General features: G+C 72.0%; 23 protein-coding genes. 14 read left to right on the top strand and 9 right to left on the bottom strand.

From position 1 onward, the window contains the following. The first annotated feature begins 30 nt into the window (after positions 1–30). Genes N8J89_RS28845 through N8J89_RS28865 form a run of 5 tightly spaced genes read left to right on the top strand, consistent with a single transcriptional unit; the run spans position 31 to position 3,999 of the window. Entirely contained in the window at positions 31–561 is a 531-nt protein-coding gene (locus tag N8J89_RS28845; RefSeq protein ID WP_283660141.1) for a PM0498 family protein, read from the top strand. Continuing rightward, positions 558–1,643, top strand: a complete 1,086-nt coding sequence (locus N8J89_RS28850; RefSeq protein WP_283660142.1) for a hypothetical protein — start codon at positions 558–560, stop codon at positions 1,641–1,643. The genes N8J89_RS28845 and N8J89_RS28850 overlap by 4 nt, the downstream gene beginning before the upstream one ends. After that, positions 1,636–2,784, top strand: coding sequence for a hypothetical protein (locus N8J89_RS28855; RefSeq protein ID WP_283660143.1), 1,149 nt, complete (start codon positions 1,636–1,638; stop codon positions 2,782–2,784). The genes N8J89_RS28850 and N8J89_RS28855 overlap by 8 nt, the downstream gene beginning before the upstream one ends. A 41-nt stretch (positions 2,785–2,825) precedes the next feature. After that, positions 2,826–3,407, top strand: coding sequence for a DUF4865 family protein (locus N8J89_RS28860; RefSeq protein WP_283660144.1), 582 nt, complete (start codon positions 2,826–2,828; stop codon positions 3,405–3,407). A gap of 43 nt (positions 3,408–3,450) precedes the next feature. Continuing rightward, positions 3,451–3,999 (top strand): GNAT family N-acetyltransferase, encoded by a 549-nt coding sequence (locus N8J89_RS28865; RefSeq protein WP_283660145.1) that lies wholly within the window; start codon positions 3,451–3,453, stop codon positions 3,997–3,999. Between the two features lie 160 nt (positions 4,000–4,159). On the opposite strand, the gene N8J89_RS28870 is transcribed toward N8J89_RS28865, so the two are convergent. Next, the gene (locus N8J89_RS28870; RefSeq protein ID WP_283660146.1) at positions 4,160–4,633 is read right to left on the bottom strand and encodes a winged helix-turn-helix transcriptional regulator; all 474 of its coding nucleotides are present in this window, start codon (positions 4,631–4,633) and stop codon (positions 4,160–4,162) included. 204 nt (positions 4,634–4,837) lie between these two features. On the opposite strand from N8J89_RS28870, the gene N8J89_RS28875 reads away from it, so the two are divergent. Further along, the gene (locus tag N8J89_RS28875) at positions 4,838–5,353 is read left to right on the top strand and encodes a PaaI family thioesterase (RefSeq protein WP_283660147.1); all 516 of its coding nucleotides are present in this window, start codon (positions 4,838–4,840) and stop codon (positions 5,351–5,353) included. 16 nt (positions 5,354–5,369) lie between these two features. Here the strand turns inward: N8J89_RS28875 and N8J89_RS28880 are convergent, their stop codons facing one another. Next, positions 5,370–6,428 (bottom strand): Rv2578c family radical SAM protein, encoded by a 1,059-nt coding sequence (locus N8J89_RS28880; protein ID WP_283660148.1) that lies wholly within the window; start codon positions 6,426–6,428, stop codon positions 5,370–5,372. A gap of 381 nt (positions 6,429–6,809) precedes the next feature. Beyond that, positions 6,810–7,595 (bottom strand): helix-turn-helix domain-containing protein, encoded by a 786-nt coding sequence (locus N8J89_RS28885; protein ID WP_283660149.1) that lies wholly within the window; start codon positions 7,593–7,595, stop codon positions 6,810–6,812. A gap of 75 nt (positions 7,596–7,670) precedes the next feature. Here N8J89_RS28885 and N8J89_RS28890 point away from each other — a divergent pair, with 75 nt between their 5' ends. Next, complete coding sequence (locus tag N8J89_RS28890; protein WP_283660150.1) at positions 7,671–8,642, top strand: aldo/keto reductase; 972 nt, start codon at positions 7,671–7,673, stop codon at positions 8,640–8,642. Positions 8,643–8,654: 12 nt separating this feature from the next. On the opposite strand, the gene N8J89_RS28895 is transcribed toward N8J89_RS28890, so the two are convergent. Beyond that, entirely contained in the window at positions 8,655–9,509 is an 855-nt protein-coding gene (locus N8J89_RS28895) for an SDR family oxidoreductase (RefSeq protein WP_283660151.1), read from the bottom strand. Positions 9,510–9,637: 128 nt separating this feature from the next. On the opposite strand from N8J89_RS28895, the gene N8J89_RS28900 reads away from it, so the two are divergent. Then, positions 9,638–10,000 (top strand): winged helix-turn-helix transcriptional regulator, encoded by a 363-nt coding sequence (locus N8J89_RS28900; RefSeq protein WP_283666274.1) that lies wholly within the window; start codon positions 9,638–9,640, stop codon positions 9,998–10,000. Here N8J89_RS28900 and N8J89_RS28905 read toward each other — a convergent pair. Continuing rightward, complete coding sequence (locus N8J89_RS28905) at positions 9,997–10,608, bottom strand: TIGR03086 family metal-binding protein (protein ID WP_283660152.1); 612 nt, start codon at positions 10,606–10,608, stop codon at positions 9,997–9,999. The two genes, N8J89_RS28900 and N8J89_RS28905, sit on opposite strands and share 4 nt — an antisense overlap. Before the next feature lie 144 nt (positions 10,609–10,752). Between N8J89_RS28905 and N8J89_RS28910 the strand changes: the two genes are divergently transcribed. From N8J89_RS28910 to N8J89_RS28920, 3 genes are all read left to right on the top strand, one after another. Beyond that, complete coding sequence (locus tag N8J89_RS28910; RefSeq protein ID WP_283660153.1) at positions 10,753–12,306, top strand: MFS transporter; 1,554 nt, start codon at positions 10,753–10,755, stop codon at positions 12,304–12,306. A gap of 33 nt (positions 12,307–12,339) precedes the next feature. Further along, the gene (locus N8J89_RS28915) at positions 12,340–12,963 is read left to right on the top strand and encodes an alpha-ketoglutarate-dependent dioxygenase AlkB (RefSeq protein WP_283660154.1); all 624 of its coding nucleotides are present in this window, start codon (positions 12,340–12,342) and stop codon (positions 12,961–12,963) included. A 529-nt stretch (positions 12,964–13,492) separates the two neighbouring features. Beyond that, complete coding sequence (locus tag N8J89_RS28920) at positions 13,493–13,876, top strand: ATP-binding protein (protein ID WP_283660155.1); 384 nt, start codon at positions 13,493–13,495, stop codon at positions 13,874–13,876. A gap of 101 nt (positions 13,877–13,977) precedes the next feature. Here N8J89_RS28920 and N8J89_RS28925 read toward each other — a convergent pair whose 3' ends face one another. Then, positions 13,978–14,283, bottom strand: a complete 306-nt coding sequence (locus N8J89_RS28925; protein ID WP_252482779.1) for an iron-sulfur cluster biosynthesis protein — start codon at positions 14,281–14,283, stop codon at positions 13,978–13,980. 127 nt (positions 14,284–14,410) lie between these two features. Here N8J89_RS28925 and N8J89_RS28930 point away from each other — a divergent pair, with 127 nt between their 5' ends. Further along, entirely contained in the window at positions 14,411–15,022 is a 612-nt protein-coding gene (locus N8J89_RS28930; RefSeq protein ID WP_283660156.1) for a TetR/AcrR family transcriptional regulator, read from the top strand. A 714-nt stretch (positions 15,023–15,736) separates the two neighbouring features. Here the strand turns inward: N8J89_RS28930 and N8J89_RS28935 are convergent. The 3 genes from N8J89_RS28935 to N8J89_RS28945 are packed head-to-tail and all read right to left on the bottom strand — an operon-like array spanning position 15,737 to position 18,349. Continuing rightward, on the bottom strand, positions 15,737–16,372 hold the full coding sequence (locus N8J89_RS28935) for a hypothetical protein (protein ID WP_283660157.1): 636 nt from the start codon (positions 16,370–16,372) through the stop codon (positions 15,737–15,739). Then, positions 16,369–17,637: a histidine--tRNA ligase gene (gene hisS, locus N8J89_RS28940; RefSeq protein WP_283660158.1), complete on the bottom strand. Its 1,269-nt coding sequence runs from the start codon at positions 17,635–17,637 to the stop codon at positions 16,369–16,371. The genes N8J89_RS28935 and hisS overlap by 4 nt, the downstream gene beginning before the upstream one ends. Before the next feature lie 10 nt (positions 17,638–17,647). Then, the gene (locus tag N8J89_RS28945) at positions 17,648–18,349 is read right to left on the bottom strand and encodes an MBL fold metallo-hydrolase (protein ID WP_283660159.1); all 702 of its coding nucleotides are present in this window, start codon (positions 18,347–18,349) and stop codon (positions 17,648–17,650) included. 183 nt (positions 18,350–18,532) lie between these two features. Here N8J89_RS28945 and N8J89_RS28950 point away from each other — a divergent pair, with 183 nt between their 5' ends. Both N8J89_RS28950 and N8J89_RS28955 read left to right on the top strand, forming a co-directional pair. Continuing rightward, the gene (locus tag N8J89_RS28950) at positions 18,533–19,384 is read left to right on the top strand and encodes a peptidylprolyl isomerase (RefSeq protein ID WP_283660160.1); all 852 of its coding nucleotides are present in this window, start codon (positions 18,533–18,535) and stop codon (positions 19,382–19,384) included. Positions 19,385–19,845: 461 nt separating this feature from the next. After that, entirely contained in the window at positions 19,846–22,692 is a 2,847-nt protein-coding gene (locus tag N8J89_RS28955) for a LamG-like jellyroll fold domain-containing protein (protein WP_283660161.1), read from the top strand. Positions 22,693–22,720: the final 28 nt, after the last annotated feature.

A 22,720-nucleotide genomic window follows, 5' to 3' on the forward strand; every position in this document is an offset into this window, starting at 1 on the left:
CGCGGGCCCGTCGTGGCGCACACTGCACGGGTGATCACCGTTGCGCTCAACCAGAACGCGGTGGCCGCGCTGCGCGGTCCCGGCCTGCGCACCACCGCGCTGCCGACGGAGCCGCTGCACGCCTCGCTGCACACGGCGGTCATCGAACCCGGCCTGGCCCGCCTCTCCGGCGGGCTGGTCTTCGCCGCGCTGGCCGGCTCCGGCATCCCGGCCGGCCCTGACCTCACCGGCCGGGAGTGCCTGGCCAACAAGCTGCACCTGAGCTACCACCTGCCGGTCTCCACCGGGGTCCCGGACGACGGCAGCGAGCTGGACGTGGACGAGGGCGACCAGCGACTGATGCTGCGCCAGGGCATCCTGCTCGGTTTCGCGGTGTGCGAACTGGCCGGGAAGCTGCCCGAGCCGGTGCCGGTTCGCTCGATCGTGTCGGTCAGCCGCTCCTCGGGAACTTTCCGCTTCCACCAGGTCCGGCCGGGGGAGCACTGGCTGGCCGAGGACCTGGACGACTACAAGGACGAGCGGATCGCCGCCGTCGACTTCCGGCCCCCGACCGCGGCATGAGCGATATCGACTTCTACGCCGACCTGGTCGCCACCGGCGCGGTGCTCGGCGCCGACCGGCACTGGACCCCGGCCGAGCTGGACGAGCTGTTCGACGCGGACAACCGCGAGTACGTCGAAGCGGTCTCCACCGAGGCGCTCAACCTGGACTACGGCCTGGTGGAGTACTACTGGGAACGGGAGTCCCAGCGCGCACCGTGGCACGGCGTGCACCTGAGCGCCCAGGTGCACCGGCTGACCATCGGCTGGGCCGACCCGCCCGCCCTGCTGAGTGAGAACTACGGCGCGTTCGAGCCGAACCCGTCCTTCGCCGAACTCCGCGCCGAGCTCGACCGCCGGGACATCCCCCTCATCGAGCTGCCCCAGGAGCTCCCGGCGCACCGCTCCTACTGGCAGCCGGACAGCCAGGCCGTGGTGGTCGAGATCGTCGCCCAGGAGGAGTTCCTCACCTCCCCGTCGGAGGAGATCGGCTCGATCAACGGCATCTCCGCCCCCGGCCTGCTGCACAACCTGCCCCGCCCCCGCTTCGACGCGATCCGCCAGTCCCTCCACCAGCTCGCCGAGGCCACCCCCGCCGCCCGCGAACGCTGGCTGGACAAGCACGCGACCGACGCCGACTGGTGGCGCGACCGGCTGACCGTGTTCGCGATCAAGCTCGGCTGGCGGGAAAGCGCCGAAGCCGTCTGGGTGCCGCTCTACCTGTGGTTCGCCGAAGCGGCCCTGCGCCGCGACGCCCTGGACGCGGCTGACCTCGCCCGCCGCGTCGCCGAGACCGCCGCCCGCCTCGAGCTCTACACCGCCGAGGAGCTGCCCGCACTGCTGCCGAACCCCGACGAGCTGACCACCACCCTGCTCACCGGCCTGCCGCTGCACCGGGGCGAGGCCGACCAGCGCTGGGGCATGCCCGGCCTGCCTGGTGCGGAGGTCCGCCCCCTGCTGCGGTCCCGGCAACTGGTGGAGACCGCGGCCCGGCTGCGCCCGTTCCTGCGCGAAACCGCGGTCATCGCGGAGCTGGGCGAGTGGCTGCGGGTGTGGCCGGAGTTCGGCCGCGCGGCGGGCTTGTTAGAAATGCGCAGTGACTGATCTGGACTGTTACGTCGAAGCCCTGGCCACCGGCACGCTGCTGGGCATCGACCGGCACTGGGGCCCAGCCCAGGTCGACGCCCTGCTCGGCGGCGAAGGCCGCGACGGCCTGAACGTGGACGCGCACAACTGGTTCCGCGACTACGGCCTGGCCGAGATCTTCTGGCAGCGCCGCTCCCTGGCCCACCACTGGCGCGGCCACCACTTCTCGCTACAGCTGCACCGGCTCCCGCACGAGTGGTGCACCCCGAACGAGATGCTGGTCGCCCGCTACGGCGAGTTCCGCCCCCGCACCAGCTTCGCCGACCTCCACGCCGCACTGACCGAACGCGACATCCCCCTGGTCGAGGTACCCTACTACGACGAGGACTACCGCGAGTACCGCCAGCCCAGCTCCGGCGCCACGGTCCTCGTGGTCAACCACCACCCCGACCCGGACCCCGACCACCCCGCCCTGGCCTTCGGCGACCTCTACCGCATCGGCTCCCCCACCGCCCCGCCCCACCTGGACCGCCCCCGCTGGGAGGCCCTCGGCCAGACCCTCACCCCGGTCCCGGCCCTGTCCCCGCCCGAGCGCGCGGCCTGGCTGACCGAGCACGAACCCACCGGCCCGGACCAGAGCGCCTGGTGGCACGGCGTGTTCACCCACCTGGCCTACCTGGACAAGCCGTTCGAGCCAGATCAGTCCCCCGTGCTCCTGTGGTTCCTGCACGAGTCCCTGAGCCGCCCCGCCCCGGTCCTCGCCGTGGCCCTGGACTGGCTGGAGGACCTGCGCGACACGATGTCCCCACCCGCCAACGCCACCCCGAGCGCCACCAACAGCGCTCCGCCCACCGCGACCAGCGCCCCGCTCCCGCCCGGCAACACCCCACCCCCGGCTGACAACTCCCGGCCCGCCTTCGCCCCTGCCACCGCCCTGCCCACCGCCGACGACATCGTCCGCCTCGCCCTGTCCGCCGCCCCCCTCTCCCCCGCCCACACCCGCTGGGCCGCCCCCGGCGTCCGAGGCCCCGACCTGCCCGCCCAGCTGCTGACCAGAGACCTGATCGCCGCCGCCACCCGCCAGCGCCGCCACCTCACCTCCCCCGACCTGCGCGAACAGCTCCTCCCCTGGCTCGAGCTCTGGCCGGAACTGCGCTGACCCTCCCCCTCTGTACCTAGTAGTATGTACAGTACGGACCCATGCACGCGATGCGCTACGCGATCACCCTGCCCGCCGACTACGACATGGACGTCATCCGCGAGCGGGTGGCCACCCGGGGACACGCGCTGGACGAGTTCCCGGGCCTGGGCCTGAAGTCCTACCTGATCCGGGAACGCGGCGTGGCCGGCTCCCCGGTCAACCAGTACGCGCCGTTCTACCTGTGGCGAACCCCGGCCGGGATGAACGACTTCTTGTGGGGCAAGGGTTTCCAGGGCATCTGCGACGACTTCGGCCGCCCCGTCGTCCAGCACTGGCTGGGCCTGGCCTTCGAACACGGCCCCGCCCACGCCGACTCGCCGATCTCCGCCACCACCGAGCTCACCACCCTCCGCACCGCCGAACCCGGCACCGCGGTCCAGGCCGCCATCGCCGACCTGACCGCTCACGCCGCCACCCCCGGCGTGCACTGCACCGCCCTGGCCATCGACCCCCGAACCTGGGAGCTGCTCCGCTACACCCTGTGGTGCGCCGAGCCCCCGGCCGAGGCAGGTGTCCACTTCCAGGTGCTGCACCTGTCCCGCCCCGAGCTGGACCAGCTGCCCACCGGCCGCCACTGGTGAAACTCCCGCGCACACCCGCCCCGGAGTTGGCAGGATGCCCCCCATGACCGCCCCACCCGAGCAGATCACCACGGACCGCCTGGTGCTGCGCCGCCTCCACCTGTCCGATGTGGACGAAGTGCAGACCGTGGCCGCCGACGCGCTCCCCCACCTGCACCCGTGGATGCCTTGGGCGGGAACGGAATACACCCGGGAGACCGCGGCCACCTGGCTCACCTTCGTGCAAGAGGGATGGCGGACCGGCACCGCGTACAGCTACGGAGTCACCCTGTCCGGCAACCTCATCGGCGCCACCGGCCTGGAACGCCGAATCGGCCCCGGCGGCCTGGAGATCGGCTACTGGCTACACCCGGCCCACACCGGCAACGGCTACGCCACCGAAACCGCCGCCGCCCTCACCCGCACCGCGTTCACGTTGCCGGACATCACTTTCGTCCAAATCTGGCACGACCTGGCCAACACCCGCAGCGCCGCCGTCCCCAAACGCCTCGGCTTCACCGAAGTGGCCCGCCACGAGCCACCCCGCGAACCCCTGAGCCCCGGCAAGATCGGCGTAGACGTGGTCTGGCAGCTCAACCGCCCCCCAAGCTGACCCCAAACCCACCTCCAGGTTCACCAGTTCGAGCGACCTGAACCCGGAACCTTGCACTCTGATCGACTCGTTACCGCAGAGAGAAGCAGTGGGCGGCGGCGGGACACGGTGACCCACGGCCCCACCCGGCCCGATCCCACCCGGCCCGGCCCCAGCCGCCTCAGCCCTGGCCCCGCCCCCGGCCTTCCGTGCCTCCGGCCCCGGCCCTGGGCAAGGCCTCGGACACGACTCCGGGCACGGGCTCCAGACCCGAGCCGGTGTCGGGGAGTTGATGGCCGTGCTCGCAGGTCAGCACGGCGCGCACCGTGCCCCCGCAGTCGCGGTGCCGGAGCCGCAGCGGCGGCGAAGCCGGGGCGACCAGGTGCTTGTCGCCCCACTGCATCAGCGCGGTCAGGACGGGCTGGAGCTCGCGACCCGCGGATGTCAGGCGGTACTCGTGACGGGCCCGCGCGCCCGGGTCGCGGTACTCGTGGCGGGACAGGATTCCGTTGTGCACCAGGGTGTTCAGGCGGGCGGTGAGGATCGCTCGCGGCGCGCCGGTGTGCTGCCGGATGGTCTCGAAGCGCCGGTTGCCCAGGAAGACCTCGCGCAGGACCAGGAGCGACCAGCGTTCGCCCAGGACCTCCAAGGACATCGCGACCGAGCAGGTCCGCGGGACAACGCCTGCACCGGAGACCGAGCCAGCACCGGGGATCAAGCCACCGCCAGGGACCGAGCCGGAACCGGGGGCGCGAGCGGGACCGGAAGCTGGGGTGGCGTCGGGAGTGGGGACGGTCACGGCGGGGATTCTCGCACGAGCTGTGTTCGGATTGCGAACTCTGATGTTACGGTCTGGCCCATGAGCGAACTGGCGCCCGCGTCCTGGGGCGAGCCCCGGACCAAGACGGTCACCTGGTACGACCCGTTTGCCCTGGCCAAGGTGGGTGCGGGCCTGTCAGGGCTGGAGTACCTGACCGGGATGGTCAACGGTGAGCTGGCACCGCCGCCGATCTCCGGGCTGATGGGGTTCCGGGCGGTGTCGGTGCGCGAGGGCGAGGTGACTTTCGCCTGCACGCCGGACGAGTCCGCCTACAACCCGATCGGGCTGGTGCACGGCGGACTGGTCTGCACCCTGCTGGACTCCGCGGCCGGGTGCGCGGTGCACAGCACGCTGCCCGCCGGGGTGGGCTACACCTCGGTGGAGATCAAGGTCAGCTACCTGCGGCCCGTGCACGCCGACAGCGGTGAGCTGGTGGCGCGGGGCTGGGTGACCAAGCCGGGGCGGCGGATCGCGTTCGCGGAGGCGAGTGTCACCGACGCGGCTGGCAAGCTGGTCGCGACCGCCACCAGCAGCTGCCTGGTCATGACCCCCTGAGCCACAAACCCTTGGGCTACAACAGGGTGAGCTGTTCCTGGTTGACCGGGGCGGCGGCGGGCGCACCCTCGGGCAGACTGCCTTCCGGCCACACCGCTTCCTCGTCGCCCGGCACCCCGGCGACCGCGCGGCCCCGGGAACCGTCCAGGCCGTGGCGGCGCAGCAGTGGGCCGACGCGTTCGGCGAGCCAGGTCCGGTAGCGCTTGTCGGCGTAGCTGCCGCGACCGTAGATCCGCCGGTAACCCGCGACCCGGCCGGGGTGTTCGCTGGCCAGCCACCGCATGAACCACTCGCGGGTGCCGGGTCGCAGGTGCAGCGCGAGCACCGTGACCCCGCTGGCGCCCGCGGCGGCGATCTGGCGCAGCAGTTCGTCCAGGTGCTCGGTGGCGTCGGTGAGCCAGGGCAGTACCGGGGCGATGAACACCCCGCAGGACAGCCCCGCGTCAGCGAGCCTGCGCACCAGGTCGAGGCGGGCCTGCGGGCTGGGCGTGCCGGGTTCCAGGCTGCGTTGCAGGTCGCGGTCCAGCAGGGCCAGGGACACGCCGAGCCCCACCGGGACCTGTTTGGCGGCCGCGGTGAGCAGCGGGATGTCGCGGGCGAGCACGGTGCCCTTGGTCAGGATGGACAGCGGCGTGCCGGAGTCGGCCAGCGCCCGGATGATGCCCGGCATCAGCTCGTAGCGGCCCTCGGCCCGCTGGTACGGATCGGTGTTGGTGCCCATCGCCACGTGCTCCCGCCGCCACCGCGGCCCGCGAACCTGCTTGGCCAGCACCTCGGCCGCGTTGACCTTGACGATCACCTGGCTGTCGAAGTCGCGGCCGGCGTCCAGGTCGAGGTAGGTGTGCGAGTTGCGGGCGAAGCAGTAGGTGCAGGCGTGCGCGCAGCCCCGGTACGGGTTGACCGTCCAGGCGAAGGGCATCGACGAGGCGGCCGGCACCCGGTTGAGCACCGACTTGGCGCGGACCTCGTGGAAGGTGACCCCGGCGAACTCGGGGGTGCGCACCGAGCGGATGAACCCGGACAGGGACAGCAGCGCAGGCTGCTCCGCGTCGACCCGTTGCGCTTCCCATCGCATGTGGGTGAGTCGAACATATGTTCGATTCGAACGCAACTGGGGTGCCGCGAGCCAGGAACAGGCCATGGGAAACCGAACTGGAGGCATGACTGAGCGAGAGGTGACCCCTTGGCGACCCGAGGGCGGCAGGTTCGACCTTGCCGCGCAAGGCGTTCTACGTCCACGCGCCATGGTTCCGCCGACCGCCCACACTGTCCACAAAGGACCCGACGGCGTTCCGGGAGGCGGTCGCAGTCCACCCGCACGACTCCCCGGCTGCGGTCGCAGGTCATCGTGCAGACGGTCAGGGCGATCGCGCGTTGTCCGGCAACGGATCTCGCCACAGCGGAGCGGGTTTCTCGTTGGCGCGGCTGACTTCCAGCCGGGCGAGCGGATCGGCGGTCACACCGGCGCCTCCTCGGTGAGGTAGACCAGCAGGCGGCACTCTTGTGTCCCCGGCAGCGGCAGGCTCTCGTACGGCATGGTCAGCGGGCCCGCCGCCGGATGCGCCCACCGCTCGACCCCGGTGGCCGCGGGCAGCACCGCCGCGGCGGCGAACCTGCGGCTGAACCCGGCGCCGAGCATGATGGCCAGTTCCTCGGCGAGCAGCGCCGCCCCGTAGTCGCCGAGGTCGGCCGCGGTGCGCAGTTGTGCGGCGTGCTCGTCGGCCACCTGCTCCCAGTCCGGGAACAGCTCGCGGGCGCGCGGGTCGGTGAAGACGAACCAGGTGAGGTTGGGCGGGTCCTCGTCCAGCAGGCCGGTCGGGTCCGCCAGCCGCCGGAACCCCTTGGTGGCCGCGAGCACCTCGCCGTACGGGGTGAGGATGAGCGCGGGCGCGGGGTCGAGGCGGTCGAGCAGGGCCCGCACCGCGGGCCGTAACTCCAGCGGCTCGGCGGCCAGCGCGCAGGTGTTGCCGGTGCCAGCCTTGATCAGCCGGTACAGGTGCACCCGCTCGTCCGGGGTGAAGCGCAGCGCGTCGGCCAGGGCGCCGAGGACCTGGCCGGAGGGGTGCCGGTCCCGGCCGCGTTCCAGGCGGGTCAGGTACTCCACGCTGATCCCGGCCAGCTCGGCCAGCTCGCCGCGGCGCAGTCCGGGCGTGCGGCGGCGCGGGCCGGCCGGCAACCCGGCCTCGGCCGGGGTGACCGACTCCCGGCGGGCCCGCAGGAACCCGCCCAGCACGTTGTCCATGGGCATCGACCCTACGCGGAGAGGGGCCCTGGCAGGGTCTCCCATCCACAGGCCCCGGACAGCAGGATTCAGGGCATGCGGTACCGACTTTTCGGCCACACCGGCCTGCGCGTCTCCGAGCTCCTGCTGGGCACCATGGTCTTCGACGACCCCGAGGTGGCGCGCCGCGTCATCGACGCCTACGCCGAGGCGGGCGGCAACGTGCTGGACACCGCCTCGGCCTACGGCGACGGCGAGTCCCTGCTCGGCGAGGTCCTGCGCCGGCGCGACCGGTTCGTGCTCGGCACCAAGTACACCCTCTCCCGCGACCACGCCGACCCGAACGCCTCCGGCAACCACCGCAAGAACCTCGTCGCCTCCCTGGAGCAGAGCCTGCGGCGGCTGCGCACCGACTACCTCGACCTGTACTGGGTGCACCTGTGGGACCGGCACACCCCGGTCGAGGAGACCATGCGCGCCCTCGACGACCAGGTGCGCGCGGGCAAGATCCGCTACGTCGGCGTCTCCGACGCGCCGGCCTGGGTGGTGGCCAGGGCGAACACCCTGGCCCAGTGGCGGGACTGGACGCCCTTCGCCGGTCTGCAGGTGCCCTACAACCTGCTGCAGCGCGACATCGAGCGCGAGTTGCTGCCGATGGCCGAGGCGCTCGGGCTGAGCGTGACCGCCTGGGCGCCGCTGGCCTCCGGCAAGCTCGCCGCCACCGCGGGCTCCTCCCGGGTCGACCCGGCCACGCTCACCCCGCGCGAGCTCGCCGCCGCCGAGGCCGTCCGCACCGTCGCCGAGGAGGTGGGCGCGCGACCGGCGCAGGTGGCCCTGGCCTGGCTGCGCAGCCGGTCGAAGGCGGTGCTGCCACTGGTCGGGGTGAGCCGGGTCGAGCAGCTCACCGAGAACCTGGCCGCACTGGACCTGGTGCTCCCCCAGGACGCCCTGGACCGGCTGACCGCGGCCGCGCCGTTCGAGCTGGGCTTCCCCGGCGATTTCATCGCCCAGTGCGAACCGGCCCCGTTCTGCTTCGGCGACACCGCGACCAGGGTCCAGGGCCGCTGACCAGCCGGTCCGCTAGCCGCGCACCGCGTCCGCGACGAACTCGCGCAGTGACACCGCGGGCTGCCCGATCAGCTTCTCCAGGTCCCCGCGCGGCACGTCCAGCTCGCCCTGACCAAGCGCGCGGTAGAAGTCCACGATCAGCTCGACCAGGCCCGCGGGCAGTCCAGCGCCGAGCATCCCGGCCCTGGCCTCCGCCGGGGTGACCTCGGCGTAGACGATGTCCTTGCCGGAGGCTTCCGCGATCAGCTTGGCGAGGTCGGCGTAGCTGTAGGACTCCGGGCCGCCCAGCTCGTAGATCGTGTTCTGGTGGCCGTCAGTGGTCAGCACCGCTGCCGCGGCCCGCGCGAAGTCCTCGCGCGCGGCCGGGGCGAACCGCCCGCCCTTGCTGGAGGTGGCCAGCACGCCGGTGGCCAGCGCGCCCGCGATGGTGCCCAGGTCGTTCTCGAAGTACCAGTTGTTGCGCAGGATCGTGTACGGGATGCCGCTGGCCCTGATCAGCTCCTCGGTGGGCCCGTGGGTCTGGGCCAGCACGATGGTGGCGGTGTCCGCCGAGGTCAGCGAGGTGTAGTGGATGTGCTGCACGCCGGCGGCCTTGGCGGCCTCGATCGCGTTGGCGTGCTGGCGGACCCGCTCGGCCGCGCTCTCCCCGTCGGTGGAGATGATCAGCAGCTTGTCCGCGCCGGCGAAGGCCGCGACCAGGGTCTCCGGCCGGTCGAAGTCGCCCTCGCGCAGCTGGATGCCCAGGTCGGCGCCCTTGGCCGGGGTGCGGACGCTGCCGACCACCTGGTCTGCCGGGACCTTGGTCAGCAGGTGCTTGACCACGAGCCTGCCGAGCTGTCCGGTAGCGCCGGTCACCACGATCGTCATTGCTGTCTCCTTGGCAGTGGGGTGCTCTTCCACCCCCTCCAACCGGCTGCCGATTCCAATACTTCCCCAAAGTTAGTAATGACTTTGAAGTCAGTTACTATCTCAAGGGAACCAAAGGAGTCGACGTGCTGGATTTTGATCCGACCGACCGGGACTGCCCGGCCCGGCAGCTGCTCGACCGCATCGGCGACCAGTGGACGGTGCTGATCGTGCTGTCACTGTGCTCGGGGCCCAGGCGGTTCACCCAGATCGGCGAGGTGGTCAGCGGCATCTCGCAGAAGGTGCTGTCCCAGACGCTGCGCAGCCTGGTGCGTGACGGCATGCTCACCCGCACCGCCTACGCCGAGGTGCCGCCCAGGGTGGAGTACGCGCTCACCCCGCTCGGGCACAGCCTCGCCGACACCGTGGCCTACCTGGACCGATGGGCCCGCGAGCACATGGCCGAGGTGCTGACCGCGCGCGCGGAGTTCGACCGGGCCAAGGTCTCCTAGGCGCTCCACCGGGACCGGCCGCGCCAGGCCGGGTCGCGGCCGAGGAAGGCGAGCAGGAACTCCGCCGCGCCCGCGTCCGGGCCCTCGCTGACCACCGGGCCGAACCGGTGCGGCCGGTCGGCCTGGCTGACGAACAGCGGCGCCAGCTCCAGCAGCTCCCTGGCCAGGGACTCTGGCAGCGGCAGGTCGCCGTCGCAGGCCACGGCCAGGTCCCAGCCGTGCACCGCGACCTCCACCGCGCCGGTGGTGGCCACCAGCGTCGCGGTGATCGGGCAGCCTGCCACCGCGACCAGGTCGGGTCCGTCCGCGCGCCGCCAGCTGCGCACCAGCCGGGTGGCGTGCGTCCGGACGCTGTCGATGAGGTCGGCGGCGGGTTCCTCGCGGCGAGCCGGGGTCAGCGCGACCTGACCGAGGTCGGCGGCCTCGGCCAGCGCGGCCATCGAGTCCTCCAGGTGCCGCAGCAGCGCCCGCACGTCCCAGTCCCGGCACGGGGTCGGCCAGCTCAGCGACGCCGGGGTCACCAGGTCCAGGCCACTCATGGCGTACCGGACCGAGCGCGTCAGCAGCTCGACCCCGCCCAGCAGCGCTCCCCCACCTGTCCCGGTCATCGCGGCCCGGCCTCCTGTCCGCGCCACGGTCGCGGCGCCTGTCAGTACAGACCCGGAAACCGGCCGGGAGTCATCGGCCACCGATGAGTTTTCCGTCCGGGGCGGGTCACAACCGGTGAGACCCACACACGGGAAGGCCTCACGATGACCACCACCTCGCCCAGCCGGGCCGGCCGCCGGGAATGGCTCGGGCTGGCTGTGCTCGCCCTGCCCACCCTGCTGCTCGCCCTGGACATGAGCGTGCTCTACCTGGCGTTGCCGCAGCTCAGCCGCGATCTCGGCGCGGACGGCACCCAGCAACTGTGGATCATGGACAGCTACGGGTTCATGATCGCCGGGTTCCTGGTGACCATGGGGACCCTGGGCGACCGGATCGGGCGGCGCAGGCTGCTGCTGATCGGCGGAGCCGCCTTCGGCGCGGCCTCGGTGCTGGCGGCGCTGTCCACCAGCCCGGAGATGCTGATCATCACCAGGGGCGTGCTGGGCATCGCCGGGGCGACCCTGATGCCCTCCACGCTGGCGCTGCTGACCACCATGTTCACCGACGCCCGGCAGCGCGGGGTGGCGATCTCGGTGTGGATGAGCTGCTTCATGGGCGGCTCCGCGCTCGGGCCGATCATCGGCGGGGTGCTGCTGGAGCGGTTCTGGTGGGGGTCGGCGTTCCTGCTGGGCGTGCCGGTGATGCTGGTGCTGCTGGTGACCGGGCCGCTGCTGCTGCCGGAGTACCGCAAGCCGGATGCCGGGCGGATCGACCTGGTCAGCGTGGGGTTGTCGCTGGCCGCGATCCTGCCGGTGGTGTACGGGCTCAAGGAGCTGGCCAAGAACGGTCCGGCACTGGTCCCTGCGCTGGCGATCGTGGCCGGGCTCGTCTTCGGGGTGACGTTCGCGCGGCGGCAGCGGCGACTGCCCGATCCGGTGCTGGACCTGCGGTTGTTCGCCAACCGGACGTTCTCCTCGGCGCTGGTGGTGTGGCTGGGGTTCGGCGTGATCCAGGGCGGCAGCTACCTGTTCTTCACGCTGTACCTGCAGACCGTGGTCGGGCTGACGCCGCTGCAGGCCGGGTTGTGGCTGGTGCTGCCCGCGCTGGCGATGGTGCTCGGGTCGATGGCCGCGCCGGTGATCGCGCGGCGGGTCCGGCCGGGACTGGTGATCGCCAGTGGGCTGGGTGTGGGCGCGGTGGCGTACCTGTGGCTGACCGGGCTGGACGGGTCGGCTTCGCTGTCGGTGCTGCTGCCGGGGCTGGTGGTCTCGCTGATCGGACTCGGGCTGGCCGCCGCGCTGGGCACCGAGCTGATCGTCGGCGCGGCGCCAGCCGAGCGGGCCGGATCGGCGGCCGCGCTGTCGGAGACCAGCGGCGAGCTGGGGATCGCGCTGGGCGTGGCGCTGGTGGGCAGTGTGGTGACCGCGGTCTACCGCGACGCCCTCACCCTGCCTGCCGGGCTCCCGGCCCAGGCCGCCGAGACCGCCCGCGAGGGCGTCGCGAGCGCGCTGGCAGCCGCTGGCCGCCTTCCTGAGCCCGGCCCCTTACTCTCCGCAGCCAAAGAGGCTTTCACCACCGCCGTGACCACGATGGCGGGACTCAGCGCACTGGGATTCGCCCTGCTGGCAGCCCTGGCCGCTCTCACCCTCCGCAACACCACGCCACCCGACTCAGCGAACCATGGTCACACAATGGAAGATTGCCCCCAAAGAATATAGAACACGTGTTCGATCGCGGGCTAATCTCGAGCCATGACCCCAGCCCTGCAAGCCTCCCTCTTCGACCAGGCCGAACCCGGCCTGGCCCCCTTGCCCCAGGCCCAGCGCACCCACCTCGCGCACGGCGCCTGGATCGACGTCCTGCCCGCCTGGCTGACCGGCGCCGACGAGCTGTTCGAGCACCTGGTCCACGAGGTGCCCTGGCAGGCCGAACGCCGCCAGATGTACGACCGCGTCGTCGACGTCCCCCGCCTGCTCTGCTTCTACCCGGAGTCCGCCACCCTGCCCAGCCCCGTGCTCACCACCGCCCGCGACGCCCTCAACCAGCACTACGCCGCCGAGCTCGGCGAACCCTTCCGCACCGCGGGCCTGTGCTACTACCGCGACGGCCAGGACAGCGTCGCCTGGCACGGCGACACCCTGGGCCGCGGCGCCACCGAGGACACCATGGTCGCCATCCTCTCCGTCGGCACCCCCCGCCCACTCTTACTCCGGCCCCGGGGCGGCGGCGAGACAATCCGCCGCTCGCTGGGCCACGGCGACCTGATCGTCATGGGCGGCTCCTGCCAGCGCACCTGGGAACACGCCATCCCCAAGACCAGCAAACCGGTAGGCCCCAGGATCAGCATCCAGTTCCGCCCCCGAGGCGTCCGCTAACCCACGCCCCACAACCATCCCTCCCGCCAGCCCCAACCGGCGCCCACGCGCTGAACCAGCCGTGCTCAAACCCCACCCTCAACCCGCAGCTCAATCCGCCCGGCCTGCCCCCGCACCCAGACCAGTCGCCGCCCCGTCCACCGCCACCCAGCCCAGCCCAGCCTCGCGCAAGCTCAACCACGCGCTGCCGAACCCCGACCCGGACATCCCCCGTCTCCAAGCCCCACACCACCCAGCTCAGCACCACCCTCCGCCGCCCCCGCGCCACCGGCCCGCCCCACCCATCCCTGGCCGACCCGACCAGCACTGCCCCGCCGCACCTTCCAACAACACCGACCACCAACAACCACACCCACCACACAACCCCAGCCGTTCACCTCGCCCACCACGCAAGCCCGACCACCCGCCACCTCCCCCATCCAGCGACGCTTGCGCCGATCACTCCAGCGCGACGGGACGTCAGCCGCCGGTTATGGGTACATTTCTCGGTGACCCAGGGCGAGGACGGCCTGGAGATAGGACCGCCGAGATGAACGCCCGGCCTGCGGAGAGCAGCACCGCCCTGGAGGTCTCAGCGGCGGCGTGCCGTCAGGCGCGGCTGCTGGTGCGGGCGACGTTGGCCGGCTGGGGCGTGACGGGCACGGTGGTCGAGGACGCGATGCTGGTCGCCAACGAGCTGGTGGCCAACGTGGTCGACCACGCCCAGGGTCCGCTGCGCCTCGAACTGCTGCCCAGGACGGGCGGGGTGCTGATCCGGGTCAGCGACGGCAGCCCGACGCCGCCTCGGTTGCACCGGGGCCCGGTGGACTCGGTGCGTCGGCGAGGCCTGCAACTGGTCGAGGCGCTCTCGGTCCGCTGGGGCCACCAGCCGACCGGCCAGGGCAAGATCGTCTGGGCGGAGCTGACCGACTAGACCGGACCTGGCGAGGACCGGACCAGCGGGCGGCCTGCCTCGGCCAAGCCCCGCCGGTCCGCGATGGTGATCTCCTTCGTTCCGGGTGACCGGTTGGGTCGCTAGTTGCTCACGGGCGGCGCGGCCTGCTCGCCCAGCGCGAACGACAGCTGTCCCTGTTCGTCGACCTCCGCGTCCAGGATCTTGTCGTCCAGGAACTCGGCGGCCTGCGGGTCCAGGAAGACATGGGCGCCCTCGCCGACCAGCACCTGGTCGTCCTGTTCCGGCGCGGGAGCGATGGTCATCTGCAGTTCACCGGGGTGGTCCACACCGGAGGCGGAAAAGCGCAGGCCAGAGCCGTCGGGCACGCCATCGGCGGCCATGATGGTGCGAACGACCTCGATGGCCGTGGGCGTGAGAGCGAGCATCGGTGGGTTCCCTCCGTAGTCGGCACGGCTGTCGAAGTGGGCCACGCTAGTCGCGGTCCTTGCGCCGCGCAGCGCCAACCTTCAGGGTGTACTTGCGGTACACCCTGCTAGTGCGCACTATTGGTTCATGCCCTTGCCGCGCTACTTCCGGTTACCCACCGAGCGCCGTCGACACATCCTGGATGTCGCCCAAGCTCATTTCGCCACCGACGGCCTGGGCGCCGCCTCCTACAACAAGATCATCGCCGCCGCGGGAATCTCCAAGACCAGCGCCTACCAGTACTTCGACGGCCGGGACGACCTGCTGACGGCAGTGGTCGCCGACGCACGCGAACGCCTGGCCCACACCCTCGGCACCTGGCCGGGCACCCTCACCCGCGCCGACTTCTGGCGAGAACTGCGCGCAGCCGCCACCCGCCTGCTCGCCCACCTACAGGCCACCCCGGCGGACCTGGCGGTAGCCGTGGCGACGATCACGGTCGACGCGGACCGCCAACTGGAGAAGTGGCTGGACGCGATGCTCGCCGACGGCCGCTCGCTGGGACTCGTGCACCCGGAAGTCGACCCAGAGCTGATGCGGGCCGCCACGGCCGCGGTGGTCCGCGCAGCGAACGGCTGGCTGGCGACCCAGCTGGATCCCACACGGTCCCAGGCGCCGACGGAGCCCCAGGTGCCAGCGGAGCTGTGGCGGCTGCTGGTCGGGTTGTGGTCCGCGCCGGAGCCGGTCGACGCGGACTGACCAGCGGCTGGCTCAGTCGGCTGGCTCAGAACGGGCCGAATCGCCACGAGCCGAGCGGACGCCGCCGGAACACTTCCCGACCACGCTCACCCCAACTGCGCCACCCCAACTGCGCCACGCCGACCGACCCCGCGCCGACGTCGACCGAACCCACGCCGAGCCCACGCCGACCGACCCCGCGCCGACGTCGATCGAGCCCGCGCCGCGCCAGCCCAGCCAGGCCGACCTCAGCCAGCCGCCCAGCCAGACCAAGCCCAGTTCGACCGAACCCACACGGCCCAAGCCGGCGCGGATCGAGCCCATCCAGCGCGGATCGGTCCATCCAGGCCCGTCCAGCGCGGCATCCCAGGCCCGGCCAGCGCCGCATCGGTCCGTGCACGCGCGGACCAGTCCATCCTGCGCGGGCCACTGCACGCCGCGCCGGCCACCGCACGTCGCCCGGGCCGCTACCCCGCCCCGGCCGCTACATCCCGCGTGAGCCGCTACCCCGCGTGAGCCGCTACCCCGCGTGGGCTGCTGCGAGCCGCGTGGGCCGTTGCATGCCGCGTGCGCAGCCGCGTCTCGCTTCCCGCGGCCTCCGCTGCCCCGCCCGCGCCTCCGCTTCCTCTGCGGAACGCTTTTCAAGCCGAAAAGGTTGCTTTCCGTCTTGATCTTCGGGCCAGACCCGGCCGGGCTGGGTCTCATCCGGTCCGTTCTGCGCGTCGAACCGTCGCCTCAGCCGAGGCTGGTGACGAACTTGGCTACCGCGTCGGGGCGGAGGCGTTGGGCCATTCTGCCCTGGGGAGCGAGGCTGGCCAGGCGGTATAGGGGGCGGTCTGGGGCGGCGTCGCCGCGGGCCTCGGCGCGGAGCTGGGCCACCAGTAGTTCGGAGTAGACCAGGGCGTGGGCTTCGCCCGCCGTGGCCAGGACGTCGGCCAGGCGGCGCAGGGCCAGGATGCCCAGTTCGCGGCCGCCGACGCCGGCGTAGGTGGCCAGGGCGAGGTTGAGGGTCTGGTTCTTCGGGGGGCCGGAGACCAGCAGGCCTACGGTGCGGGCGCCGCGGACGTCGGTGACCAGCAGTTCCAGCCGGCCGGCGGCGCGCAGGTCGACGCGGCGGGTGCCGATCGCGCGGACCGACACCACGCCGTCCTGCAGCCACACCTTGCGCCGGGCCTCGGTGACCGCGAGCAGCACCAGCGGCAGCGCGACGATCGCCGCCGCGATCAAACCGACCACCGCGCCGCCGAAGAGCCCGAACAGGCCGCCGAGGGCTCCGCCCAGCAGCACCGCGCCGATGGCCACCGCGCCGGCCCGTTTGCGCAGCAGCGCGGAGTCCAGCAGGTTCAGCGGGATCCGTTCGCCGGGAGTCACTCCGGCCGCGCCAGCGCCGCGCGGACCTCGGCCACCACGTCCTCCAGCGGCACCGGCCGCTGGTCGCCGCTGGCCAGGTCCTTGAGCTGGGCGATGCCCTCGGCCAGGTCGCGGTCGCCGAGCACCAGCGCGAACCGGGCGCCGGACTTGTCAGCGGCCTTCATCGCGCCCTTGACGCCCCGGCCGCCGTAGGCGAGGTCGGTGCGCACGCCGGCCGCGCGCAGCGCGCCGCCGACGGCCACCAGCCGCGACCGGGCCTCCTCGCCCAGTGGCACGCCGAAGACCTCGCAGCGGGCCGTCTCGCCGACCGCCAGTCCCTCGGCCTGGCAGGCCAGCACCGCGCGGTCCACGCCGAGCCCGAAACCGATGCCGGAGAGCGGCTGGCCGCCGAGCTGGGCCATCAGCCCGTCGTAGCGGCCGCCGCCGCCGATGCCGGACTGCGCGCCGAGCCCGTCGTGCACGAACTCGAAGGTGGTCTTGGTGTAGTAGTCCAGGCCGCGCACCATGCGCGGGTTCTCCACGAACTTCACGCCCAGGTCGCCGAGGTGGCCCTTGGTCCGCTCGTAGTGCTCGCGGCACTCCGGGGAGAGGTGGTCGACCATCAGCGGCGCGTCGGCGAGCAGTTCGCGCACCTCGGGGCGCTTGTCGTCGAGCACGCGCAGCGGGTTCAGCTCGGCGCGGGCGCGGGTGGCCTCGTCCAGGGGCAGCTTGGCCAGGAACGCCTGGAGCCTCTCCCGGTAGGCGGGGCGGCAGGTGTTGTCGCCCAGGGAGGTGATCTCCAGCCGGAAACCGGTCAGGCCGAGTGCGCGGAACCCGGCGTCGGCGACCGAGATGACCTCGGCGTCGATGGCCGGGTCGTCGATGCCGATGGCCTCGATGCCGACCTGCTGCAGCTGCCGGTACCGCCCGGCCTGCGGGCGCTCATAACGGAAGAACGCGCCGGCGTAGTACAGCTTCACCGGCAGCTGGCCGCGGTCGAGACCGTGTTCGATCACCGACCGCATCACGCCCGCGGTGCCCTCCGGGCGCAGGGTGACCGAGCGGTCGCCGCGGTCGGTGAAGGTGTACATCTCCTTGCTGACCACGTCGGTGGACTCGCCGACGCCGCGGGCGAACAGCCCGGTGTCCTCGAACAGCGGCAGCTCGATGTAGCCGTAGCCGGCGCGCCGGGCCTGCTCGGTCAGGGTGTCGCGGACGTGCAGGAAGGCCGCCGAGGTCGGCGGGTAGTACTCGGGAATGCCCTTGGGAGCGGCGAAGGTGCTCATCGGTAGTGCGTCACAGTCCTCGGGTCGGGAAGGCCGGTGCGCCGCCGCCGGTCAGCCCCGTCAGGAACGGGTTGCCTGCGCGCTCGCGGCCGATGGTGGTCGGGCTGCCGTGGCCGGGCAGCACCACGGTGTCGTCGGGAAGCGGCAACACCTTGGCGCGCAACGACTCCATGATCTTGCCGGAGTCGCCGCCCGGCAGGTCGGTGCGTCCGATGGAACCGGCGAAGAGGGTGTCGCCGGACAACAGCAGCCGTCCGCCCTCCTCCGCGCCGGTCCGGAAGCACACCGACCCGCCGGTATGGCCGGGGGTGTGGTCGACGGTGAAGCTCAGCCCGGCGATCTCCAGCTGCTGGCCGTCGCCGAGCTCGCGGACCTCGTTCGGCTCGCGCAGCGCCAGCTTGCCGCCGAAGAAGTCGGCGGCGTCCACGCCGAACCCGCGGGCCGGGTCGCTGAGCAGCGCGCGGTCCTCCGGGTGGATCCAGGCCGGCACGTCGTGGCCGTCGCAGACCGGGGTGACGGAGAAGACGTGGTCGAGGTGGCCGTGGGTGAGCAGCACGGCCACCGGGGTGAGCCGGTACTGGCGCAGGGCCTGCTCGATCAGCTCCTCGGCGTCCTGCCCGGGGTCCACGATGACGCAGGCCTCGCCCTCGTCGGCGGCCAACAGGTAACAGTTGGCGGCGAGGGGGCCGGCGGGGAACCCGGCGACGAACACGGAGGAACCTCCTGGTCGACTGCGACTGGATTGTCCCCTTAGCCTAGCGAGCGCCCCGAGCCGGTTTTCGCGGGTCGAACCAACGGACGACGGGTACCGCCACACTGGCCTTACACGATCCGATCTAGACTCCGCGCGCCACCACCACACCAACCACAGGTCGACCCCCAGGGGAGGATCCACGTGCCGAGCAACGAGCAGCGGCGCCAGGCTGCCAAGCGCAAGCTGGAACGGCAGCTGGAACGCCGGGCGGCGCGCGCCAAGCGCCGTCGCGTGATCGGCGTGACGGTGACCGTCGTCGCCGTACTGGCTGTCGTTGGCGGCGTCTACTGGTTGGCGACCTCGGAGAGCAGCACCGACGCCGCGGCGAACCCCTCGGACACCTCGACCACGCCGCCGCCCCCGCCGGGCAAGCAGACCGAGGGTCCGTGCAAGTACACCGAGACCCCGGCCGAGCCCGCGGCGAAGGAGGCCGGTCTCCCGCCGGATGCGAACCCGACGCCGGACAAGGGCACGGTGCAGGCGGACTTCAAGACCAGCCAGGGTGTCATCCCGCTGACCCTGGACCGGGCCAAGGCCCCGTGCACGGTGCAGAGCTTCGCCCACCTGATCGCCAAGAAGTACTACGACAACACCACCTGCCACCGCCTGACCACCGGCGAGGGCCTGAAGGTGCTGCAGTGCGGCGACCCGAAGGGCACCGGCCAGGGCGGCCCCGGCTACACGATCAAGGACGAGAAGCCGAAGGACCTGAAGGCCGGCGCCAAGGAAGGCGTCAGCGTCTACCCGCGCGGCACCCTGGCGATGGCCAAGACGCAGGCTCCGGACAGCGGCGGCAGCCAGTTCTTCATGGTCACCGGCGACTCCCAGCTGCCGCCGGAGTACACGGTCTTCGGCTCGGTGAGCGAAGAGGGCATGAAGGTCCTGGACAAGGTCGCCGCCGCCGGCACCGAAGCCGGTGAGCCCGGCGCCCCGCCCGGTGACGGCAAGCCCAAGCTCGAGACCAAGATCGAGACGGCGACGTTGAAGGGCTGATCCCCTCGCGACATCGAGAACGCCCGGCCGGGTTTTTCCCGGCCGGGCGTTCTTTTTGTGGCTGGACGCCCGGAGGGGCGGGGGCGCGGCAAGGGGAGGCACGGCAAGCCCGGGGCAGCGCCAGGGGAAGGCAGCGCCGGGGGCAGCCGTGGGGGCAGCGCGGCAGGCGGAGGGCAGGCGGGGTCGGGAGCAGCGCGGCCGGCCGGGGCAGCGCGGCACGCGGGCGCGGCGGCGTTTGGCGGGGCTCGGGGTCTCCCGGCTGGTTTGCGGGTTGTGGTTCAGCAGATCAATCTTGATTGACACTGAAGCAATAGTGACTACAGACCAGCGAAGTGGCGTGGCTTGGGCCGATGAGCTGCCCTGATGGCGGATTGCTACGGCTTGGTTGCGCAGGGTAGTTGTTGGGGGCCGCGGGCGGGGGCCGGGTGGTCGCTTTGTCGGTGCGAGCCTTGGGGACCCGGATGTCTGTGCTGCGCGTGCTTCTCGCTGCCCTGTTGACCTTGACCTGCCTGGTGGGGTTGCCCGCCGGGACCGCCTCGGCCACGCCGCCGGGGTTTGTCGACTCCGTCGCGTTGTCGGGGTTGCACGCGCCGACCAATGTGGCCTTCGCCGCGGATGGGCGGGTATTCGTCGCGGAGAAACGCGGCATTGTGAACGTGTTCGACGGGCTGGCGGATCCGACGCCGACCGTGTTCGCGGATCTGCGCACCCAGGTGCAGGACTACTGGGACCGGGGATTGCTGGGATTGGCGTTGCATCCGCGGTTTCCGGTGGTGCCGCACGTGTACGTCGCCTATACCTATGACGCCATTCCCGGGGGTGTGGCACCCGCTTGGGGAGACACCTGTCCTGATCCGCCGGGGGCGACCGTGAACGGGTGTGTGGTGCAGGGGCGGGTATCGCGGCTGGTGGCCAGTGGGAACACCGGGACCGAGCAGGTGGTGCTGACCTCGTGGTGTCAGCAGTTCCCCAGTCATACCGTGGGTGAGTTGCGGTTCGGGGCTGATGGGGCGTTGTACGTGAGCGCCGGGGATGGGGCCAGCTTCAACTATGCCGACTGGGGGCAGACCAAGAATCCTTGTGCTGATCCGCCCGGGGCCGCCGGGTCCAGCCTCTCTCCGCCTGCGGCGCAGGGTGGGGCGGTGCGGGCGCAGGCGGTGCGGCGGCCCGCTGGGCAGCCTCGGGTGTTGAACGGGTCGGTTATTCGGATTGATCCCGACACTGGGGCTGGGTTGCCGGGGAATCCGTTCGCGGGGAGTTCGGATCCGAATGCGCGGCGGGTCACCGCTTATGGGTTGCGGAATCCGTTCCGGTTCACGGTGCGGCCGGGGACTTCGGAGCTGTGGGTGGCCGATGTGGGGTGGGGCACCTGGGAGGAGATCAACCGGGTGGTGAATCCGGCCGATGCCACCGCGGAGAACTTCGGCTGGCCCTGTTATGAGGGCACGGCTCGGCAGGGTGGTTATGACGGGGCGAACCTGGACTCCTGTGAGCAGCTCTACGCGGGCGCTGGACAGCAGGCTCCCTATTACGCCTATCGACATGACGGTTCGGTGGTCGCCGGGGACGGGTGTCCGACCGGGAGCTCTTCGGTGACGGGGCTCGCTTTTGAGCAGGGCAGCGCTTATCCGGCGGAGTATCGGGGGGCGTTGTTCTTCGCGGACTCCTCGCGGGGCTGTGTGTGGGCGATGCGGGCCGGGGCGAACGGGTTGCCGGATCCGGCGCGGATCGTCACCGTGGCCACCGGGGTGCGGGTGCCGGTGCAGATCCTGCGGGGGCCGGGCGGGGACATGTTCTACCTGGCGCTGGGGGCGGGTGAGCTGCGGCGGTTGAGCTATCCGGCGGGCAACCGGGCGCCGACCGCGGTGGCGACCGCGACCCCGGCCAGTGGGCCCGCGCCGTTGACCGTGCGGTTCGACGGGTCGCAGTCCACCGATCCGGACGCCGACGCGCTGACCTACGGCTGGGACCTCGACGGTGACGGCGCCTATGACGACTCGACGCTGCCCCGGCCCAGCTGGACCTACGGTCAGGCCAGCCAGGTGACCGTGCGGCTGCGGGTGACCGATCCGGCCGGGTTGTCCGGCACCACCTCGGTGACGGTGACCGTGGGGCAGCCGCCGCCGCAGGATCCGGTGCCGGTGATCGCGAGTCCGACGGCGGCGCTGCGCTGGCAGGTGGGGCAGCGGATCCCGTTCAGTGGCAGTGCCACCGATCCGCAGGACGGGCCGTTGCCGGCCTCGGCGCTGACCTGGCGGCTGGTGTTGCACCACTGTCCGAGCAACTGCCACACCCATCCGGTGCAGAGCTTCACCGGGGTGGCCGGTGGGGAGTTCTTCGCGCCGGACCACGAGTACCCGTCGTTCCTGGAGCTGGTGCTGACCGCGCGGGACTCCGGCGGGCGGGAGGCCAGCCGCTCGGTGCGGCTGGACCCGCGGACGGTGCAGCTGAGCTTCGCCTCCGATCCGCCGGGGTTGCAGCTGACCACGTTCTCCCAGACCCAGGTCACCCCGTTCACCAGGACGGTGATCGTCGGGTCGGCGAACTCGGTGTCCGCGCCCAGCCCGCAGACGTTGTCCGGCACCAGTTTCGGCTTCACCTCCTGGTCCGACGGCGGGGCGAACAGCCATGTGGTCACCGCGCCGGCCACCGCGACCACCTACACCGCGCGCTACCGGGCCAGTGGGCTGCTGGCCGAGTACGGCTTCGACGCGGGCAGCGGAAGCACCGCGGCCGATGACAGCGGCAGTGGGCGCACCGGCACGGTCACCGGCGCGCAGTGGGTGACCACCGGCAAGTTCGGGCGGGCGCTGCGTTTCGACGGGGTCGACGACTGGGTCACCGTGCCCAACCACGCCAGCCTGTCCCCGGCCCGGTTCACCCTCTCCGCCTGGGTGCAGCCGAGCGCGGCGAGCACGCAGTGGCGCACGATCGCGTTGCGGGAGACCACGAACGGCCTCAGCTACGGCCTGTACGCCAGTTCGCCGTCGCGGGGTCCGGGCGCGGCGGCCAGGGTCGGCGGGGTGGAGCGGGACACCGTGAGCGGCACGGCGTTACCGGCTGGCCAATGGTCTTATGTGAGCGCGACCTACGACGGGAGCGTGTTGCGGCTCTACGTCAACGGCTCGCTGGTGGCCAGCCAGGCCGTGGCCGGGTCGGTGACCGCCTCGAGCGGGGTGTTGCGGATTGGCGGGAACGCGGTGTGGCGCAACGAGTTCTTCGCCGGGCTGATCGACGAGGTGCGGCTCTACGACCGGGCGCTGAGCCCGGCGGAGCTGACCGCGGACCAGGCCAGGCCGGTGAACTGAGCGCGGTCCCGGCCTGGACTCCCGGGTC

The organism is Crossiella sp. CA-258035 (genome assembly GCF_030064675.1).
Lineage (GTDB): Bacteria > Actinomycetota > Actinomycetes > Mycobacteriales > Pseudonocardiaceae > Crossiella.